The 22,026-nt window shown below is 58.2% G+C and carries 7 protein-coding genes; 4 read left to right on the top strand and 3 right to left on the bottom strand.

Features of this window, described 5'->3' with window-relative positions:
- Positions 1–18: 18 nt before the first annotated feature.
- Genes AC0V6U_RS09685 through AC0V6U_RS09675 form a run of 3 tightly spaced genes read right to left on the bottom strand, consistent with a single transcriptional unit; the run spans position 19 to position 3,084 of the window.
- On the bottom strand, positions 19–1,242 hold the full coding sequence (locus AC0V6U_RS09685) for a DUF1501 domain-containing protein (protein ID WP_472645747.1): 1,224 nt from the start codon (positions 1,240–1,242) through the stop codon (positions 19–21).
- Entirely contained in the window at positions 1,242–1,445 is a 204-nt protein-coding gene (locus tag AC0V6U_RS09680) for a hypothetical protein (RefSeq protein ID WP_472642964.1), read from the bottom strand. Before AC0V6U_RS09680 ends, AC0V6U_RS09685 begins: the two co-directional genes overlap by 1 nt.
- Before the next feature lie 10 nt (positions 1,446–1,455).
- On the bottom strand, positions 1,456–3,084 hold the full coding sequence (locus AC0V6U_RS09675; RefSeq protein ID WP_472642963.1) for a DUF1800 domain-containing protein: 1,629 nt from the start codon (positions 3,082–3,084) through the stop codon (positions 1,456–1,458).
- Between the two features lie 907 nt (positions 3,085–3,991).
- On the opposite strand from AC0V6U_RS09675, the gene AC0V6U_RS09670 reads away from it, so the two are divergent.
- From AC0V6U_RS09670 to AC0V6U_RS09655, 4 genes are read left to right on the top strand one after another with little or no spacing between them, the layout of a single operon-like run.
- On the top strand, positions 3,992–18,097 hold the full coding sequence (locus tag AC0V6U_RS09670; RefSeq protein ID WP_472642962.1) for an Ig-like domain-containing protein: 14,106 nt from the start codon (positions 3,992–3,994) through the stop codon (positions 18,095–18,097).
- A gap of 25 nt (positions 18,098–18,122) precedes the next feature.
- A complete protein-coding gene (locus AC0V6U_RS09665; protein WP_472642961.1) occupies positions 18,123–19,619 on the top strand; it encodes a TolC family protein in 1,497 nt (498 codons plus the stop codon).
- A 3-nt stretch (positions 19,620–19,622) separates the two neighbouring features.
- A complete protein-coding gene (locus AC0V6U_RS09660; RefSeq protein ID WP_472642960.1) occupies positions 19,623–20,624 on the top strand; it encodes an efflux RND transporter periplasmic adaptor subunit in 1,002 nt (333 codons plus the stop codon).
- A complete protein-coding gene (locus tag AC0V6U_RS09655; RefSeq protein WP_472642959.1) occupies positions 20,605–21,996 on the top strand; it encodes an efflux RND transporter periplasmic adaptor subunit in 1,392 nt (463 codons plus the stop codon). The genes AC0V6U_RS09660 and AC0V6U_RS09655 overlap by 20 nt, the downstream gene beginning before the upstream one ends.
- The last annotated feature ends 30 nt before the right edge of the window (positions 21,997–22,026 follow it).

Raw genomic sequence — 22,026 nt, 5'->3', positions numbered from 1 at the left:
GTTTGGTTTAGGTTTCTCTTAGCCCATAAAGCCGAGGTCAGGCTGAGCAAACCGGCCAATGTTCGGCGCGATCGAAGGCAGCTCTGAATTGTCGACGCCAAACCAGCGCGCTAGGGTTGAGGAATATTCATCAACCGAGACAGTCGGCAGCAATCGGCCTTGACCGACCTGATCATCGCTTTCAACAGATACTTGAGGTGCAGTGCCGTAGAAGCGTCCGCCATTGACCCCGCCACCAACGATAAAGTGGTGGCTGCCCCAACCATGATCTGACCCGTCGCCATTAGAGGCGAGCGTTCGGCCAAAGTCGGATGCGGTGAAAGTCGTTACTTGGTCCTGAATGCCGAGATCGACAGTTGCTTGGTAGAATGCATCAAGCGCGAAATCGACTTGACTGAGCAGACCTTCATGATTGCCGATGAGGCCATCGTGATTGTCAAATCCGCCCATACCGACCATGAATACCTGACGCGTCACGCCCAGCCTGTTGCGCGCAGCGATCAGCCGGGCCACGACGGACAATTGCGATGCGAGACGGTTGTTTTCGCCAAAATCGGTTGTCACATTGGTGTTTTCCAATGCCTCGGCGATAAAGCCGCCATATTCAATCGAACGCGCATTCACCATGGAATAATCCGCTTCAAGGACATTGCCATTACTGCTTTTCAGGATGCTATCCAAAGCCGCCGAGGCCGATTGCGAACGGTAGACCCGGCCGCGTTCCAGCCCGCGGAACTGGGTCGCGCCATTGTTCCCGATCTTATACGGCACGGCGTCTTCGCCGGTCATAAACACCGCGTTGTCTGTAGCATTGATGAGTGTGAACATGGAATTGGTGTTGGTGGACTGAGCAAGGTCGCCCATTTTTCCGCCCCAGCCAGATGTCGAGCCTTCGGGCTGTGAGCTTTGCCAGGTTGATTGCTGGTCATTGTGGGAGAACAGCTTAGCTGGTCTTGGAAACTGCGAGTTATTGTCGCTTTCGAACTGGGCCTTCGTCAATGGAACGACCAGCGGGCCGACGTTGAGCAATGGTGCCATCGCGCCTTGGTCAAAACGGGCCTTGAGGCGCGGCATAGACGGCGCCAGCGCATATTGAATGTCGTCTGTCAGCGTTTGATTGTTTGCCGGGTTGAGGACTGTCTGAGCCAAACTACCGCGCGCCAGAGCAATCCCGCCGCCTTCATCTCCTTGACCGCCCCTAATGGCAGCATAGCGATTGTAGTTCGCCTGATCGTAAGGGATCAGGGTGTTGCCATGATCATTGCCGCCATAGAGGAAGACGCAGACAAGCGCTTTGTAACCATGCCGGCGGACGAGAACGCTGCGGCCTCGCCAATTCCAGCAAGCCCAAGTGCGTAGGATGATGCCACACCTGCGCCTGCAAGCTGGCCAGAGCGGCGCATGAAGGCGCGGCGTGAAAGTTCATTTCCTTTGCCAATATACATGATGCTGCCCTTATTTCTGAATGAGGTAATCGTTCGACGCCATGATCAGCAGGACAGCGAGATGGATCCGGCTGAGCTTGGTCTCGTTATCGCTGGTCGCGGTAACGTCGATTTCGTCGAGGACGGGAAGGATCAAGGAGCGCGTGTTGTCGCTCAGCTGACCTGCGGTTAGCAGCAGATCGAGCCGGTCGAGCAGAGCGGTGCTGTCCTCTGCAATCGCCAGCTCGTCAGTGTATTGCGGCTGGATATCGCGCGACCAGAACACAGAGCCATCGATCACCCGCTCCATCTGGTTGACGTAGCCTGCGACCGAGGTCTCGTTGACCAGCTGAAACTCTGGGGCGAGCAAATTGCGCTCTGCCGCCTGCGATCCCGCTGGCACGTATCCCGGGCGGAAGAAGTTAAACACCGATGGTGATCTCAGCGGTGATTGGCCGATCCGGTTCGATGTATCGGATGTGTTGCCCAGATCGTAATTGCCTGAGGCCGATTGCGCGCCGAATGTGCGTGCCCACTGCGTGTAGCGCAGCATGGGCTCGCGCAACTTACCGAAATTGGCATTGGTGACGTTGGCGGTGTTTAGCGCTTCGTCATCGAGCAGGATCGCTTTGAACACAGCGCGAAGATCGCCGCGGGTGCCGCTGCCATTGTCGTTAAAGACTGATGCGACCCGATCAACATAGGCTGGCGTTGGATTGCTGGTCACCAGGCGCTGGATCATCTGCTTGCCAAAGAACGGCCCCACATTGGGGTGGTTGAACAGAGTATCGAGCGCGACGCGCAGGGATTCTTCAGCGCTGGTGTTTGGCGCAATCGTGGTGCCCAGGAAGGTTTTTTCCGCGTCCGAATGAAAAGACTCGTTCTTTGGAAAGCGCCACTTTGTCTGGTCCGCCGTCATCGGCTGGCGGGTGTAGTCCGGATCAGGAATATCGAAATTTCCGCCTTGCGCGTCAGGCGTGAAACCGATCCCGGTGTAATCGTAATCATAGCCGGTGAAGACCTTTGAGATGCCGGTCACATCGTCGTTGGTATAGGTCTCAATCGGTTCGCCGCCATTGGTGCGAACGGTGCCATCATTGTTGAGTTCGAACAGACCAATCGTAAACAATTGCATGATTTCACGGCCGAAGTTCTCATCAGGAACGCGTCCTGATTTCGGATCGGCTTTGCGATTGCCGAGCGTATTGAGGAAATTCCCCATGGACGGGTTGAGCGTGATCTCCTCGAGCAGCTCGCGGAAATTGCCGAAAGCGTTGCGGTTGAGAATGTCCCAATACTCGCCGATCGCCATGGCGCGCCAGGTGTTGTTGATCCCATTGTAAGAGACGACGAAGAACTCTGACAGGGCCAGCGCTACGCGTTTGCGAACCGCGCTGCCACCTTGGAGCAATTGGCTCCAGATCATGTTGTCGCCGATACCTGAATTGAAATAATACCGCTCGGTGGTGACCTGATCATAACCCTGGCTGGTGAAGAACTGCCGCGCGGTTTGATCATTGTTGCGGTTCATTTGGCGGTCGAGCCACGGCTCAAAGCCATCAGAACGCAGGGACGATATCTCAGCGGTAGAAGCTGAAAGAGATGCCTGCAGCAGGAAGCGCGCGGCCTCTTGGTCTGTTTGCGGAGTGACCACTGCCACAGGAGGGGCGTGCCGCCGCCGGTCGGAGGAGTGCCGCCAGCGGTCGAACCGCCGCCGCTTCCGCCACCGCCGCCACATGCGGCCGTTGCGATAGCAAGCGCTGACACCGCCGCACCTTTAGAGATCGCGGGACTAAGGCTGGCCTCGCCCGCTTCAGGTGCCGACGGACTGGCTGTCTCCACTTCAGGGCGCACGGGCGCCTCAAGCAGCTCATCACTCATACTGGAATCCCTCCCAAAAACCGCCGAGATGGCGGGTAATATTGCAACTGGCCGCACCGCTAACATGAGCGATGAAACCAGTTCCTAATCATAAAGGCTAACGCGGTTTTCATGACTTCGGACGTGAAGCTTTACGCAAGATGTCCGAACAAACCGTAACTTGTCACTAGGCCCAAAGTTCGCCTCATCCCGCTTGCTGCACCATATGGCTGATCAAACGGGTGGTCCGTTAAGCATCTGGCAGCAAATGAGTTTTTTGGCGGCGCGGTCGCTTTGTGAGGTGTTTTGACTAACCTGAGACTAACGCAATCTGGCGCGAGACGAGCTGAGTTTTGGTCGCGTTCCGTTAGCCGGTTGGACGGGAGGCCTCGGGGTGACTGGAGGCGCTCCTGAAGGGGTCTGCGAGGCTCTCATCCGCCTCCCATTGAAAATGCAGGCTGAGTTGCAGTGGCGGTGCTCAGTATTCGCACTAACGAGTGACTAACGCGCATCGCTAGTGCTTGATTGTATTAAGACTTTTGCAACCAGAAATCCCCGGCTTAACGTAAATTTACAACTTCTCACCCCTGTTTGCTGGTGCCAAACCTGTTTCACTATGATACTGTTTTGGCTATAAAGTAATAATTGCATCATATCCCTTGGCTGCGAATTTGGGATGGAGCTGCGAATATGGGGTCAGGTCGCGCATGACAAAAAAACAGGCTGCAAGTCGTCACATTCTGGCGCTTGAACCACGGATGATGTTTGATGGAGCGGGGGTGGTCACCGCTATCACCGCAGACATTGGCCCGATGGCTGTTGCTCCGGGTGAATACACCTTTAACGAAGCCAGCGTTGCGCCTGTAAAATTCGACATACGCAGCGATATTTCCTCACGGATCGGCGATGACACCGGCTCTGGCCTGTCCGCTCAGCCGGTTGGTTTCCTGTCTGGCAATCGGTCTGAGGGCCGCGACACGCTGCATCCGCAAATCCAGCTCAATGATGAAATGCGCGAGGGCAGCACGCCGCGCGCTATTATTGATGCAATGCGCGATGACCGGGCGGCGGCCATGTACGGCATGGAGCGCGCGCTGGCCGATGGCTTTTTTGCAGAGCCTTCTGATGATGCGGTTGTCGCGCAGTCTGGCGAGGTGCCTAACGACTTCATCTTCATTGACACCAGTGTCGACAATTACGAGCAGCTTGCCGAGATCTGGGAAGGTCGCGGCACGATTGTGTTTGTGGATGCAAATAGCGACGGCGTTGATCAGGTTCTCACCGCACTTGCCGGTGCGAGCGACATTGGCGCAATCCATTTCGTCAGCCACGGCGAAGATGGCATGTTCTGGCTGGGTGACACCCGGATCGATAGCGCAGCACTGACCGGAGAGCTGGCATCCGCCTTTGCCTCGATTGGCTCAAAGCTGTCGGCGGATGGCGATATTCTGATTTACGGCTGTGATGTTGGCAATGACGCCGAGGGTCAGGCTCTGCTTAACAATCTCGCGGCCATCACCGGCGCGGATATTGCTGCATCAATCGACGACACGGGTAGCATCGCTCGCGGCGGCGATTGGACGCTCGAGAACCGCCTGGGCATGGTCGAAACCGCGTCCCTCGTGGCGCGTGAATGGGATGGTTTGCTGGCGCCGACTAACATTTCGGCTCCCGCAAACTCGCTCACCGTGCGTGATGACAGTGGCAATATAATCGCGCAAGGGGCGACTGGTTTCGGTACCTTTGGTCGCTTTTCTGATGCCGTTCCGGAAGGCGGAACAGCAACGTGGGCCAATGTTGGTACTCTCAATGGTCAATCAATAAGTATTCGGGCGACTGTCGTCAGCGTTAGTGACGGCGATTCTGTGCGATTTGAGCGACCAGGTGCAGTTAGCGATGATCCAACAATTCTGCTTGGATCAGGAGGTCCGGCTGGCGAAGTCGCGACGGTGGAGCTTCGGTGGGATGTATTTTTCACTAATACAGGTGCACCGGCGGAAATCGATGTTCAATACACCGTGGCAGACATTGACGGCATTGGCAATTTGCCGCGCAGCCGTGAATTCGTAACTGTCGACACTGATACATTGTCGTCTTTCGAATCTGCCGATGGTTCCCGTGTGCTATTTGACACTTCGATACCGGGCGAGGTGACTGCATCGGGGACGGCTGACGAGAACAGTGGAGTTCCTTCTGCTGCCCGCTTCAACTGGCTCAATACCAGCAGCTGGAACATCACATACAATCTAGCGCCAAATGCTATTACTGGTTTTGCTGCTTTCAGCCATGATGGCGATGCCGACTTCAATCTCGGCAATGGCGGTACGACTGTTTCAATCCCGCGGCTTGACTTGGATGGCAATGACAGCACGGTCGGTGGGTCGGCTTACACCAACACTTACGTCGAGAACGGCGCTGGTGTGTCGATCGTCGACAACGATGTTGATGTGCAAAACCCAGATGGGTCGGTCACCGGCGCGACCATCACTTTGACCAATGCTCTCACTGGCGATGAGTTGCTCGTCAATGGCTCGAATGCCGCCTCTGGTTCCTTGGGTGGCGGGCTAAGCTACACCCGCACTGCGACCGAAATCATCATTACCGGAAATGGCAGCTCAAACGCTTACGAGAACGCGCTGCAGGCGATCACATTCCTGACGGCGGGTGAGCGTCCGAACGAAACGCCCCGCACGATTGACATCAGTTTTGAAAATGCGTCGTTGAGCTCGAATGTGGCGACCGCGACCATCAATGTACTTGAGGTCAATGATCCGCCAACGGCGGTTGACGATGCACAGATCACGACCGACGAAGATACCTCGGTCAACAACATTGACGTGTTGGGGAATGATTTTGACGGCGACGGCGATGCGCTGAGTGTAATTAACGCCAATGCGACCAATGGCACGGTTACAATCAACGCTGATGGCACGCTGAACTACACGCCGAACGCAGAATTTAATGGAACGGACACTATCACATACACGATCAGCGATGGCCGTGGCGGCACGTCCACCGCGACCGTTCCGATTGTGATCGATCCGGTTAATGACAATCCGACCATCAATGGCAATTTGCCATCGCAAACCAATTTTGATGCTGACGCGGGCGTTTCAGTTGCGACCTCTGGCGGCTTTGCTGATGTAGAGGATGCAGGCCTGACCTACAGCGCGACTGGCCTGCCTCCCGGCCTTTCGATTGATAGCGTTACTGGTGAAATTACGGGTACAATTGATAATTCTGCGAGCCAAGGCGGAGCGGCTGGAATCTATTCAGTCGTGGTCACCGGTACCGACTCCGGCGGCTTGTCTGCGACACAGAGTTTCAGTTGGACGGTCACTAATCCTGGCCCTGATGCGCTTGATGATACTGCATCAACAACCGAAGATACGCCTGTTGATATCACAGTTTTGGGTAATGATTCTGACCCTGATGGCGATGATATCAACGTTGTTTCGGCAAGCGCGCCCAATGGCACCGTTGTCGTCAATGGCGATGGCACGCTGACTTACACGCCGAATGCGGACTTCAACGGCACTGACACGATCACTTACACGATCAGCGATGGCGAGGGTGGTACAGATACAGCCCAAGTCACGGTTGCGATCACTTCAGAGAATGACGCACCTACTGCCGTCGGTTCATTACCGCCGCAAGTGAACGATGATGCCGATGCCGGGATCAGCGTGGACACATCGGGCGGCTTTGCCGACATTGATGATGCAGCGTTGACCTATTCGGCAACCGGCCTGCCGCCGGGTCTCAGCATCAATGCCATGACCGGTGAGATCACCGGCACGATCGACAATTCAGCCAGCCAAGGCGGCACGGCGGGTATCTATGATGTTGTGGTCACTGCGACTGATTCTGGCGGTTTGACGGCAAGTCAGAACTTCAGCTGGACGGTCAGCAACCCTGCGCCGACTGCCGCCAATGACACCGCGACCACCGACGAAGACACCCCGGTCGATATTCCGGTTCTGGCCAATGATAATGATCCCGATGGCGATGATCTGAGCGTTGTTTCGGCCACCGCGCCCAACGGCACGCTTGTGGTCAACGCGGATGGCACCATCACCTACACGCCGAACGCCGATTTCAATGGCACGGACACTATCACTTACACAATTAGTGATGGCGAAGGCGGCACCTCGCAAGCGACCGTTATGGTCACCGTGGGCGCGGTCAACGATCCGCCTGTACCTGTTGGTACTTTGCCAGCGCAGACCAATTTGGACGCCGATGGCGGGATCTCTGTCGCGACTGCTGGCGGCTTTGCTGACAGCGACGATGCGGCGCTCACCTACAGCGCGGCTGGTCTGCCACCGGGCCTGACAATTGATAGCGCCACGGGTGAGATTACTGGCACGATTGACAATTCTGCGAGCACTGGCGGAACGGGCGGCGTTTACAATGTCACCGTGACCGCGACCGACCCATCAGGCGAAAGCGCGGATCAGGACTTCACCTGGACTGTCACCAACCCTGCGCCAATCGCAGTTGATGACACCGCCAGCACCACGGAAGATACGCCTGTTCTGATCGATGTCTTGCCGAATGACAGCGATCCTGACGGCGATGTTCTGACGGTTATTTCTGCATTCTCTTCGGTCGGTCAGGCCACTTTGGTCGGCAATCAGATCAACTTTGTCCCGCCTGCCAATTTTAATGGCACGGCGACCATCACCTACACTATCAGTGATGGTGAGGGCGGCACTTCTGAGGCGACCGTTACGGTTACGGTTGCGCCAGAAAATGACGATCCGGATTCGACCCCAATCCCGCCTGTTGATGCGCTCGACGGCGATACAGTTTCTGTCCCCGTTGCGGACGCATTCAGCGACGTTGACGGCGACACGCTCACCTTTAGCGCGACTGACCTGCCGCCGGGTCTCACGATTGACCCTGATACAGGCGTTATCTCTGGCACGATCACGCCAGATGCGAGCCAAACGAATGGCGGCGTCTACACTGCGACCATCACTGTTGACGATGGCAATGGCGGCACGACAACCGAGACGATCACCTTCAATGTTGGGAACCCTCCACCAGAGGCGGTGAACGACAACGCCTCGACCGATGAGGACGTGGCGGTCACCATCGATGTGCTGGGCAATGACAGTGATCCAGACGGCGACCCGCTGACAGTGACGTCGGCAGATGCGCAAAACGGCACCACAGTCATCAACGCTGATGGCACGGTCACCTACACGCCAAATCCGGGCTTTAACGGCACGGACACGATCACTTACGAGATTTCCGACGGCAATGGAGGCACGTCGATTGCGACCGTTACGGTCGTGGTCAATGACATCAATGATACGCCAGAGATCAGCGGTTCGATCGGTGATCAGACCAACCTTGATGCGCAAGACATCAACCTGCCAGTTGCGGGCGCATTCAGCGATCCGGATGGCGATTTGCTCACCTTTACGGCAACGGGCCTGCCCGCAGGTCTGACGATTGATCCTGATACGGGCGTTATCTCTGGCACGATTGATAACAGCGCGAGCCAGGTGAACGGCGGCAGCTACAGCATCACGGTGACAGCCGATGATGGACGCGGCGGGACCATTTCACAGGACTTCACCTGGACCGTTGCCAACCCAGCGCCGATAGCGGCGAATGATGCGGTGACGACCGACGAGGACACGCCGGTCAATGTTCCGGTGCTCGCCAATGATGTCGATCCGGACGGCGATGATCTGACCGTGATTGAGGCTGAGGCCGGTAATGGCACAGTCACGATCAATGCTGACGGCACGTTGGTTTACACGCCGAACCCAGATTTCAACGGCACGGACACCATCGTCTACACCATCGACGATGGCGAAGGCGGGACCTCATCGGCGAGCGTCGATGTGACCGTCACTCCGGTCAATGATGGGCCGACAACAATCGGGCTTCCAAACCAAAGCGGCGAAGACAGCCAGACTGTGTCTATCCCAACCGCCAGCGCGTTTAGCGACGTTGATGGCGATGCCTTGACCTTCAGCGCCGAAGGCTTGCCAGATGCGCTGACGATTGATCCCGTTACGGGCGTGATTTCTGGTACTTTGGCCTCAGACAGCTCGCAAAATGGGCCGTTCGTGGTGACAGTGACTGCGACTGATCCGTCGGGTGAAGAGGTCAGCACGACCTTTATTTATTCGGTGCAAAACCTGCCGCCGATCGCGCAGAATGACGCCGCGACCACGCCGGAAGATACGCCAGTTACCGTGGCGGTTCTGTCGAATGACAGCGACCCTGATGGCGATGCGCTGACCATTACCAGCGCGAGCGCGGATAATGGCACAGTTGTCGTCAATGCAGACGGCACGGTTACATTCACGCCGGACCCCGATTTCAACGGTGAGGCGAACGTCACCTACACCGTCAGTGATGGCCAAGGCGGCGTTGCCACAGCGACGCTGACGGTTACGGTCACTGCCGAAAACGACGCGCCAGTGGCAGTCGATATTCCTGACGTCACCAATGAAGACAATCAGTCGGTTTCCTTCGCAACTGAGAGCTTCTTTAGTGACGTCGACGGCGATGATCTGACGATCACGGCCGCTGGCCTGCCACCGGGTCTCTCGATTGATCCGGCGACCGGCATCATTTCTGGCACGCTCGACATCGATGCGAGCCAGGGCAGCCCATACACCGTCACGCTGACTGCAGATGACGGCAATGGCGGCACAGTCTCGCAAGACTTCGTCTGGACCGTCACAAACCCGGCGCCAACTGCCGTCAACGATAACGCCAGCGTTGATGAAGACAGCAGCGTCAATGTCGATGTGCTCGGCAATGACAATGATCCCGATGGCGATCCGCTGACCGTGACCAGCGCGAGCGCGCCCAATGGCACCGTGGTGATCGAGGCCGATGGCACGCTGACTTACACGCCGAACCCTGACTTCAATGGCGAAGACACGATCACTTACACGATCGATGATGGCAATGGCGGCACATCGACCGCTGCGGTTATCGTCACCGTGAATCCGATCAATGATGATCCGGTGGCTGTCGATGATGCGGTGACCACCGATGAAGACACGCCGGTTACCATTGGCGTGCTGGGCAATGACAGCGATATTGATGGCGATGATCTGACCGTCACGACCGCGACCTCGCCTGATGGCACGGTTACGATCAATCCGGACGGCACGCTGGAATTCACACCTAATCCGAACTTCAACGGCACGACCACGATCTCTTACGAGATTTCGGACGGCAATGGCGGCACGGCCACTGCGACGGTTACCGTTACGGTCAACCCGATCAACGATCCGCCGGTTGCGAACCCTGATGCGGCGACCACCGATGAAGACACGCCGGTCAATGTACCGCTAATCGGTAATGACACCGATGCCGATGGAGATGCGCTGACAGTGACCGCTGCCACAGCGGCCAATGGCACGGTTGTTATCAACCCGGATGGCAGTGTTGATTACACGCCTAACCCGGACTTTAACGGCACGGATACAATCACTTACACCATCAGTGATGGCAATGGCGGGTTCTCAACCTCGACCGCAACCATCACGGTGAACCCGGTCAATGATGATCCGGTTGCGGCCCCAATCGCGCCGCAAACCAACGATGACAGCACCCCTGTCACGCTCGATGTCAGCGGCAATTTCTCTGATGTTGATGGCGATGATCTGACGTTCAGCGCCACCGGTCTGCCACCCGGCCTCAGCATTGATGCCGATGGCAATATCACCGGCACGCTTGATCCAGACGCCTCGCAAGGCGGCCCAGCGGGCGACGGTGTTTATGAAGTCACTGTGACCGCTGATGACGGCAATGGCGGCACGGTCGATACGACCTTTGTCTGGACGGTGAATAATCCGCCGCCAGAGGCCGTGGATGACACCGCGACGACCGATGAAGACACACCGGTCAACATTCCTGTGCTCGCTAATGATAGCGATCCGGACGGCGATCCGCTGACCGTGACGGCTGCGGATGCGGCGAATGGCACGGTTGTGATCGAGGCTGATGGCACGGTCACTTACACACCGAACCCGGACTTCAACGGCACTGATACGATCACTTACACCATCAGCGATGGCAATGGTGGCACCTCCACCGCAACCGTGACCGTCACGGTTGATCCGGTGAATGATGATCCGGTTGTCACGCCGATTGCGCCGCAAGATAACGTCGACAGCGCGGATGTCTCGCTGCCGACAGCGGGCAATTTCAGCGATGTTGATGGCGATACGCTCACCTTTAGCGCCACTGGCCTGCCAGCGGGCCTCTCGATTGATCCTGATACGGGTGAGATCACTGGCACGATTGACGCAGATGCCAGCCAAGGCGGCCCGGCGGGTGATGGGATCTACTCCGTCACCGTCACGGCTGACGATGGCAATGGCGGTACGGTCGAGACGACCTTCGCATGGACCGTCACCAACCCGCCACCAGAGGCAGTGGACGACGCAGCGACGACTGACGAGGACACGCCGGTCAACATTCCGGTGCTCGCCAATGACAATGACCCAGATGGCGATCCGCTGACGGTCACCTCGGCCACCGCGCCGAATGGCACGGTTGTGATCGAGGCTGATGGCACGGTCACCTATACGCCGAACGCGGACTTTAACGGCACCGACACGATCACCTACACGATCAGTGACGGCAATGGCGGCACATCGACCGCGAGCGTCACAGTAACGGTTGATCCGGTGAATGATGATCCGGTGGCGGATACGCCGCTGTCCAATCTTGCCAATATCGACAGTGCGACCGTCAATGTTCCGGTGGCCGGTAACTTCAGCGATGTCGACGGCGATGGGCTGACGTTTAGCGCGACAGGCCTGCCTCCAGGTCTCAGCATCGATGCGGCTGGCAACATCACCGGCACGATTGACCCTGATGCCTCGCAAGGCGGACCATCCGGCGATGGCATCTACACCGTCACCGTTACAGCGGATGACGGCAATGGCGGCACGGTGACCAGCAGCTTTGCCTGGACGATCACCAACCCGCCGCCAGAGGCGACCGATGACGTTGCAACCACGCCGGAAGATACGCCGGTCAACATCCCTGTGCTCGCGAACGACAATGATCCAGACGGTGATGCGCTCAGCGTAACCGCTGCCACAGCTACAAACGGTACGGTCGTGATCGAAGCCGATGGTACGGTCACTTACACGCCGAATGAAGACTTCAACGGCACGGACACGATCACCTATACGATCAGCGATGGAGAGGGCGGCACTTCACAAGCTACCGTCACCGTCACAGTTGATCCGGTGAATGATGATCCGGTCGCCGATCCTCAGCTGACCAATCAGACCGATGATGACGCTGATGTCATCTCGCTCGATGTGTCTGGCAATTTCAGCGATGTTGATGGTGATACGCTCACCTTCACCGCCACTGGCCTGCCGGGCGGGCTGTCGATTGACGCCAATGGTGTGATCACTGGCACGCTGGATGCGGATGCATCGCAGGGCGGGCCGAATGGCGATGGCCTCTACACTGTCACGGTCACCGCCGATGATGGCGCTGGCGGAACGACAACTTCGATCTTTGTGTGGACCGTGAACAATCCGCCGCCACTCGCGGCACCGGATACGGCCACCACAACAGAAGATACGCCGGTCAATGTTCCGGTTCTGGCCAATGACAATGATCCAGACGGCGATGCTCTGACCGTGACAGAGGCGAATGCCGCTAATGGCACGGTGCTGATCAATGCCGATGGCACGATCACCTACACGCCAGATGCGAATTTCAACGGCACCGACACGGTGATCTACACGATCAGCGATGGCGAGGGCGGCACCTCGACATCAACCGTGACGATCACTGTTGGCGCGGTGAATGATGATCCGGAGACCATTGGTCTGCCCGATCTCACCGATGGCAATAACGAGGCGATCAACGTGCCTCTGGCCCCTGCGTTTAGCGACGCAGAAGGCGACACGCTCACCTTCTCCGCCATGGGCCTGCCAGACGGTCTGTCGATTGATCCGGCCACCGGTGCAGTCACTGGCACCACCACCGGCACAGCCTCAAGCGGTGGACCACTTAATGATGGCGTCTATACGGTCACGATCACTGCTGATGATGGCAATGGCGGGACGGTCAGCACGACCTTCACCTGGACGATCAATAACGAGCCACCGACGGCAATCGACGATAACTTCGTCGGTACCGAAGACACTCCGCAAGTGCTCGACGTGCTGGCGAATGATATTGATCCCGATGCCGATCCTACCACGCCAATCGTCATCATCGATGCGCAGGCGACCAATGGCACAGCCGTGGTCAATGCGGACGGTACGATCACCTTTACGCCGGACCCCGATTTCAACGGTACGGCAACGGTCACTTACACAATTGAGGATGCCAACGGCGATCCGGCGACCGCGATTGCGACCATCGTTATCGCGCCAGAAAACGATGCGCCTGATGCGACGCCTCTGCCTGATCGCGGCGATGAAGACGGCGATGCTGTCTCGATCGATGCCGGCGTATTGTTCTCAGACATCGAAGGCGACACGCTGACGTTCAGCGCGACGGATCTGCCAGCTGGTCTGACGATTGATCCTGCCTCTGGCGTTATCAGCGGGACGATTGATCCCGATGCGAGCCAAGTAAACAATGGCATCTATCAGACCACCATTACCGCCGATGATGGCAATGGCGGCACCACGGATGTGACCTTCGTTTGGACCGTGACCAATCCTGGCCCGACAGCCGCAGATGACACGGCTTCGACCACTGAAGACACGCCGATCCCGTCGATTGATGTGCTGGGCAATGATAATGACCCGGATGGCGATACGCTGACCGTGGTTTCTGCCAGCGCGCCAAACGGTTCGGTTTCGATCAACGCCGATGGCACCTTGGCCTACACGCCGGATCCGAACTTCAACGGCACGGACACGATCACCTATCAGATCACTGATGGCCAGGGCGGCACGTCCACAGCCATCGTTACAGTAACTGTCGGCGCTGAGAATGACGATCCAACCGCGCCGGTTCTGCCAGCGGTTCTGAATGATGACGCAGATGTCATTGCTCTGGACTTGGCGCCGGGCTTTGCTGATCCAGATGGCGATCCGCTGACCTTTACAGCGACCGGCTTGCCTGCTGGCCTCACCATTGATGCCGCTGGCAATGTCACCGGCACCATTGATCCGGATGCTTCGCAAGGCGGGCCGAACGGTGACGGCGTCTATACCGTCACAGTTACTGCCGATGACGGCAATGGCGGCACCGTGGATTCGGTCTTCACCTGGACCGTTGCCAACCCAGCGCCGCTGGCGGTGGATGACACGGCGACGACCGACGAAGACACGCCGGTTAACATTCCGGTGCTGGGCAATGACAATGATCCAGACGGCGATCCGCTGACTGTCACCTCGGCCAGCGCGCCGAATGGCACGGTTGTGATCGAAGCCGATGGCACGGTCACTTACACGCCGAATGAAGACTTCAACGGCACCGACACGATTACTTACGAGATTTCGGATGGCAATGGCGGCACATCGACGGCGATAGTCACCGTTACCGTTAATCCGATCAATGATGATCCGGATGTAACGCCGCTCGCCCCGCGCGAGAATGTCGATAGCGCAGTCGTCAGCGTGCCGACCGCTGGCAATTTCAGCGATGTCGATGGCGACACTCTGACATTCGATGCTGCTGGCCTGCCAACGGGCCTCACGATTGATCCGGCCACGGGCGTGATCTCTGGTACGATCGATCCATCTGCTTCGATTGGCGGACCAAACGGTGATGGCGTCTACGAAGTTACCGTGACGGCTGATGATGGCAATGGCGGCACAACGTCCACCACCTTTAGCTGGACAGTGACCAATCCAGTGCCAGTGGCGATGAACGACACCGCGACCACCACGGAAGATACAGCGACCAACATCGATGTGCTCGCCAATGACAGCGATCCCGATGGCGATCCGCTGACCGTGGTCACGGCCTCTGCTGCGAACGGCACGGTCACGATCCTGCCCGATGGCACGATTGATTACACGCCGAACCCGGATTTCAACGGTACGGACACGATCTCTTACACGATCAGCGATGGCAATGGCGGCACGGCTTCGGCTCTCGTCACCGTTACGGTTGATCCAGAGAATGATCCGCCAGTGGCCGTCAATGACACCGCCACCACCGATGAAGACACTCCGGTCACGATCCCGCTGCTAGGTAATGACACAGACGTGGACGGCGATGATCTGACGGTGACCGATGCGACCGCGCCAAACGGCACGGTTACGATCAACCCAGATGGCACGGTGACTTACACGCCGGATCCCGATTTCAACGGTACGGACACGATCACCTACACCATTGATGACGGCAATGGCGGCACAGACACTGCGACGATCACCGTTGTGGTTGCGCCGGTCAATGATGCGCCGATTGCGACGCCTGACACTGCAGACACGGATGAGGACACACCGGTCACCATCCCAGTGCTTGCCAATGACAGCGATGTTGACGGTGATCCGCTGACGGTCACTGATGCGACCTCGCCAGACGGCACGGTTACCATCAATCCAGACGGCACGATCACTTTTGAGCCTGATCCAGACTTCAACGGGCTTACCACGATCACCTACACCATTGATGATGGCATGGGCGGCACAGCAACCTCCACCGTTACGGTCAATGTTGCGCCGGTCAACGATCCGCCTGTTGCGCAGGATGATGCGGTAACAACCGATGAAGACACGCCGGTTACCGTCCCTGTGCTCACCAATGATAGCGACGCTGATGGCGATCCGCTGACCATTACGGAGGCGACCGCGCCGAACGGTACGGTTGTGATCAACCCGGATGGCACGGTCACTTACACGCCGGATGAGAACTTCAACGGCACCGACGTGATCACCTACACCATCTCTGATGGCAATGGCGGGTTTGATACGGCCACGCTGACGGTCACGGTTGATCCAGTGAACGACGTGCCGGTGGCCCAGGATGACACGGCAACCGGAACGGAAGACGAGCCGGTCACCATCCCAGTGCTCGCCAATGACAGCGATGCAGATGGCGATCCGCTAACCGTGACAACGGCGACCTCGCCAGATGGCACGGTTACGATCAATCCGGATGGCACCATCACCTTTGTGCCGAACCCGGACTTCAACGGGCCAACCACCATCACCTACACGATCGATGATGGCATGGGCGGCACAGCGACGGCGACAGTCACGGTCGATATTGTCGCCGTGAACGATCCGCCTGTGGGTGAGCCGGATACGGCTGTCACGGATGAAGACACGCCTATCACCATTCCGGTGCTCGCGAATGACAATGACCCGGATGGCGATCCGCTGACAGTCGTGTCGGCCAATGCGCCGAATGGTACGGTTACGATCAACCCGGATGGCACGATCACGTACACGCCCAACCCGGACTTCAACGGCACCGATACGATCACCTATCAGGTGAGCGACGGCATGGGCGGCTTTGACACGGTGACGGCAACCGTCACGGTCAATCCCGTCAATGATCCGCCGGTTGCGGTGAATGACGTCACCAGCGTGAATGAGGACAGCCAAGTCACCATTCCGGTGCTGGTCAACGACACTGATGCCGATGGCGATCCGCTGACGGTGACAGCCGCAGCCGCCACCAATGGTACGGTCACGATCAATCCAGATGGCACGATCACTTATGTGCCAAACCCCGATTTCTTCGGCCAGGATACGATCACCTACACCATCACGGACGGCAATGGCGGCACCTCCACAGCGACCGTCGCGGTAGAGGTGATCAACACCAACGAGCCGCCGGTTGATGAACCAGAAGCGGTGACCGTGATTGGCGGCACCGACACGATTATCAACGTGCTCGACAATGCCACTGATCCAGATGGCGATCCGCTCGAAGTGGTGATCGCGCTCGTCGATGTTGGCGAAGTGGTGATCAATCCTGACGGCACGCTCACATATTCTGCGCCGCCAGACTTCTTCGGCGAAGTGACGATCCGTTACTTCATCTCTGATGGTCAAGGCGGTTTTGTGGAGAGCTTTGCAACGATCACCGTGGTTGAGGCAGCGGCTGATATCAGCTTCCTGCTCGGCAATGAGCCTGATCCAGGCATTCCTGATGCCTATCCGGTTGACCGAGTGCTGGATCAGAGCGACGCCTTTATCAGCACGCCGCTGATCATCCTCGATACGGTCAATGATTTCCGCTCGCTTGGCGGCATGGGCACGCTCAACGTCGACCAGCCATTACTGAACGCTGTGAACGGCCTGCGCTCCTTGAACGGCATTGGCGGCTTTGATGCCAATGGCAGCCCGATTGACGATGTGGTCGGCTATATCGATCACATTCGCGATCTGCGCTTTGGTGTGGACCGTCTGTTCGATCCGCGCTTTGGCGACTTCCTGCCAGAGGCGTTGACCGGCTTCTCCGTGCGGCAACTCGATACCGGCAGCGATCAGGTTATGATTGAGAGCATTTCGCGCGACCGTGTGGTCTACGTCGAAATGCGCGATATTGGCGCGGACGATGCCCCTCGGATCACTGAATATCAGCTGGTGACGCGCGATGGCGCGCCGCTGCCTGACTGGATCCGGATGGATGCTCGCGGTCTGGCGATCATTGAATGTCCGGTCGATGCAGAGACAATCAGACTGGTTGTTCGCGCAATCCGGGCTGATGGTGAAGTGATTGAGATCCCTGTTGTTATTCAGGGCGCAACCGGTGAAATACAGCTGGATGAGGCGATTGCAGACGCAATAGCCAAGGCTGAAACACTTGATACGATGATGGCACGCGCCAGTGGCGAAGCCGATGACGAAGCAAGCAAACTGCTTGCAGCTTTTAGTTGAAAATAGAACGGATGAAGGTGAGCCAATGAATAAGGGACTTGCACTGGTAAGCGCATCGACACTCTTCCTGGGTGCCTGCGCAACTGTACCCGAGCCGTTCACGGCGGCGGAATTGAACGAGACAGCGACCAGCAATTTTGAGCGGGTTGATGTGGATCAGGAGCCGGTGACGGCGCCGATTGATCTCTATGAGGCGATGGCCCGTTCGCTGAAATACAATCTCGACTACAAGGTTGAGCTCATGGAGATTGCGCTGCGCGACCGCGAGCTTGATCTTCAGCGCTACGATATGCTGCCGCAATTGGTTGCCAGTGCTGGCTATGCCGGGCGCAACAACTTCTCTGGCGCGAGCTCGCTCTCGCTGATCACCCGGCGGCAATCGCTGGAGCCATCAACCTCGCAGGAACGCGACCTGTTCACCGCTGACCTTGCGCTCAGCTGGGACGTGCTCGATTTCGGCCTGTCTTATGTCCGGGCCAAACAAGGCGCGGATGAAGTGCTGATCGCGCAGGAGCGCCGCCGCAAGGTTGCCAACCGCGTGATCGAAGACGTGCGCTCTTCCTATTGGCGCGCGGTTAGCGCCGAACGCCTGCTGACCAAGCTGCAAGAACTGGAAAATTCGGTCACCACGACGCTGCAGAACTCAGAACGTTTGGCCGAACGCCGCCTGTCTGCTCCGCTAACCGCGCTGACCTATCAGCGTGAATTGCTGGAAATTCAGGCGCAAATTCGCAAGCTTCAGCGCGAGCTGGTGGTTGCAAAGGCGCAATTGGCCGCGCTCATGAACCTGCGCCCCGGCACTGAGTTCTCGCTCGCTTTGCCAGATCGCACCAACACTTTGCCTGCGGTCAATTACCAAGGCGAAGACATGATGATGACAGCGCTGCTCAATCGTCCAGAGCTGCGCGAAGTTAGCTATCGCCAACGGATCAATTCGCGTGAATTGGATGCGGCATTGCTTTCAGCCCTGCCGAGCTTCCGCGGTGTCCTGGGCGTCAATGTCGATTCCAACGACTTCCTGTTTAACAATGACTGGATGAACTACGGCGCCCGCGCCAGCTGGAACGTCCTCAACCTGTTCCGCCTGCCAGCGCATAAGAAGGCCGTGCGCGCTCAGGAAGATCTGCTGGAGCAGCGCGAATTGGCGCTGACCATGGCGGTGATGACACAGGTCCACGTCTCGCGTGCGCGCTTCAGCCATTTGAGCGAAGAGCTCGATACGGCATCACGCCAGATGAAGGTGCAGGACAAGATCCTCGATCAAATCCGTTCTGGCCATAAGGCTGGCGCAATGAGCCGTCAGACGCTGCTGCGAGAGGAGATGAACACGCTCGCCGCGGAGGTCAAATATGACATCGCTTATGCAGAGGCGCAAAATGCCTATGCCGGTCTGTTTGCCTCCATGGGCATCGACGAGTTTAGTCCAAACGTGACCGGACGCGAAGATGTCGCTACTCTGCGCGCATCACTGGAGCAAATGTGGCAGGACCGCGAAGCTGCGGTAAAGCTGTCTGGAAGTTAAAACATGAGTGACATTGAGCAGGTGGACGAGGGATCACCGCCCGCAGAAGATGGCAACCGCAAGCTGTGGATTGGCGGCGGCGTGCTTGCTGTGGCGGCGGCCATAGCGGGGGTCGTCTACGCAAATAGCGGCGACACGCAGTGGTCGGATAATGCGACTGTGGCCTCAGCAGAGCAGGCGGAACTGGCAGCGGGTGAGGGCGGTGAAGTCGCCGCAGAGCCTGAGCCAGAACCGGTTCTGGAGGCGCGCGGTGTGATCGCGGCGAAGAACGAGAGCACAGTGGCCTCGCGCATGACCGCGCGGATCACCTCTATGCCGTACCGCGAGGGGCGCAGCTTTGGCAAAGGCGCGCTGCTCGCCCGGTTTGATTGCTCGACCATTCAGGCCGAACTGAACGCGGCCCGCGCCGCAACCGCCGCCTATCAAAAGACTTATGAGACCAATGTTGAGCTCGACAGCTATGAGGCTGTTGGCAAAAACGAAGTGGCGGTCTCGCGCGCCAATCTTGGTCGGGCTCAGGCTGAGGCCAATGCGGTCTCGGCTCAGCTGCGCGATTGCGCGGTCTATGCGCCATTCGCCGGCACTGTGGTCGAAGAGATTGCAAGTCGCGGCGAAGTGGCCGCCAGCGGTCAGCCGCTGCTGCGCATTCAAAGCGGCGGCGATCTGGAGGCAGACCTGATCGTTCCCAGCAATTGGCTGACCTGGCTTCAGCCGGGGGCGAAGTTTGACTTCGTGATTGATGAGACAGGCGCGAGCATCACCGGCGTCGTCACTCGGCTGGGCGCATCGGTTGATCCGGTCAGCAAGACGATCCGCATCGGCGCCAATATTGATCGCGGCGATGCGCTGGTCCTGCCCGGAATGAGCGGCACAGCGACCTTTGAAGAACCGAGCGAGGCACCTGCGGAAGCAGAGGCAGCCGGTGAGGGCGAAGGCGCCGCAGACAGCGAAGCGAGCGGAGCGGCCACGGAAGGGGCTGAAGCCGATGGCAGCCAGCCAAGCTGATCCGATTGAGGCCGCTGCGCCCAAGGTCAGCTCTCTGGCCCCCAAAGGCGCGGCACCAGATGCGGCCAAGCTCGCCGCGCTGCTGCAATTCGAGGCGGAAATTCGCCGTCAGGAAACCGTCGAAGAACTGCAATATCTTGTCGCCAATGAAACGCGGCAGGTCTTGCCTTACGGCCAGATGTTCGTGCTGCGCCAAGCGCGGATCGGGCAGGGGTTTGAGGTGCAATGCGCCTCCTCCTTGGCGACTGTCGACCGCAATGCGCCGCTGATCCACGCGCTGGAAAAGGCGATTGAACGCCTCGCGCAGGATCACGGGCTGGAGCAGCCCAACGCCTTTGACGCCGCCAGCCTACGCGCGGATGAGGCCTTTGACCAATATCCCTATTCCCAGCTGCATTGGCAGCCGCTGCTCGGCAAAGACGGCGAAGTCTTCGGCGGTCTGCTGTTTGCCCGCGATGAGCCATTGCGCGAGGGCGAGAAATACCGCGCGGCCCGCATCGCCGAGACGGCGGCGCATTCCTGGCTGGCGCTGAGCGGCGGCAAGCCTGTGCGCCGCCTGCCTGTGATCGATAGCAAGAAGAAGAAATGGATCGCGGCCGCCATCGCGGTGATCCTGCTGTTCCCAGTGCGCCTCACGGCTCTGGCCCCGGCTGAGATCGTTGCTGAGCGGCCCTACATTGTAGCGGCGCCATTTTCAGGCCGGATTGCCTCGATTGAAGTCACACCGAATGCTCCGGTGAAGGCGGGCCAAGTGCTGCTGCGCTTTGACGATGTGCGGCTCGATAACGAGCTGGAGCTGGCCGAGGAAAGGCTCGCTGTTGCTCGCTCGCGGCTCGAACGCTCCACCAGCTCCGCTTTCAGTGACGAGGACGAAACCTCTGACATTGCAATTATGCGGGCCGAGGTCGAGGTCGCGCAGGCCGAATACGACTATGCGAAAGAGCTCGCCGGACAATCCGCCATCACCGCTCAGCGCGACGGCATGGCACTGTTCAGCGACCGCCGCGACTGGGAAGGGCGCGCAGTCAATGTCGGCGATCCAATCATGCAGGTCGTCAATCCAGATGAGGTGATGATCCGCATTGACTTGCCCGCGGCCGAGCAGATGTCGCTGGAAAAGGGCGCGAAGATCAAGATGTGGCTCGATTCCCAACCTTTGTGGGCGATCGACGGCCTGCTGGAAACCGCGAGCTATCAGGCCCGCCAGACGCCCGATGGCACGCTCGCCTTTGCGCTCACCGCGCGTCTGGATGGCGATAATCCTCGAATTGGATCGCGCGGCACGGCGCAGGTCTATGGCCGCTGGGTGCCGTTTGTTTATTCGCTGCTGCGCTGGCCGATTGCTGCCCTGCGCCAATTTGTCGGACTATGAGCTCAGCGGCGATCCCCATTGATCTGCCGG

The sequence above is a fragment of the Erythrobacter sp. W36 genome (assembly GCF_057364935.1).
This window is presented reverse-complemented; position numbering and strand designations above follow the sequence as displayed.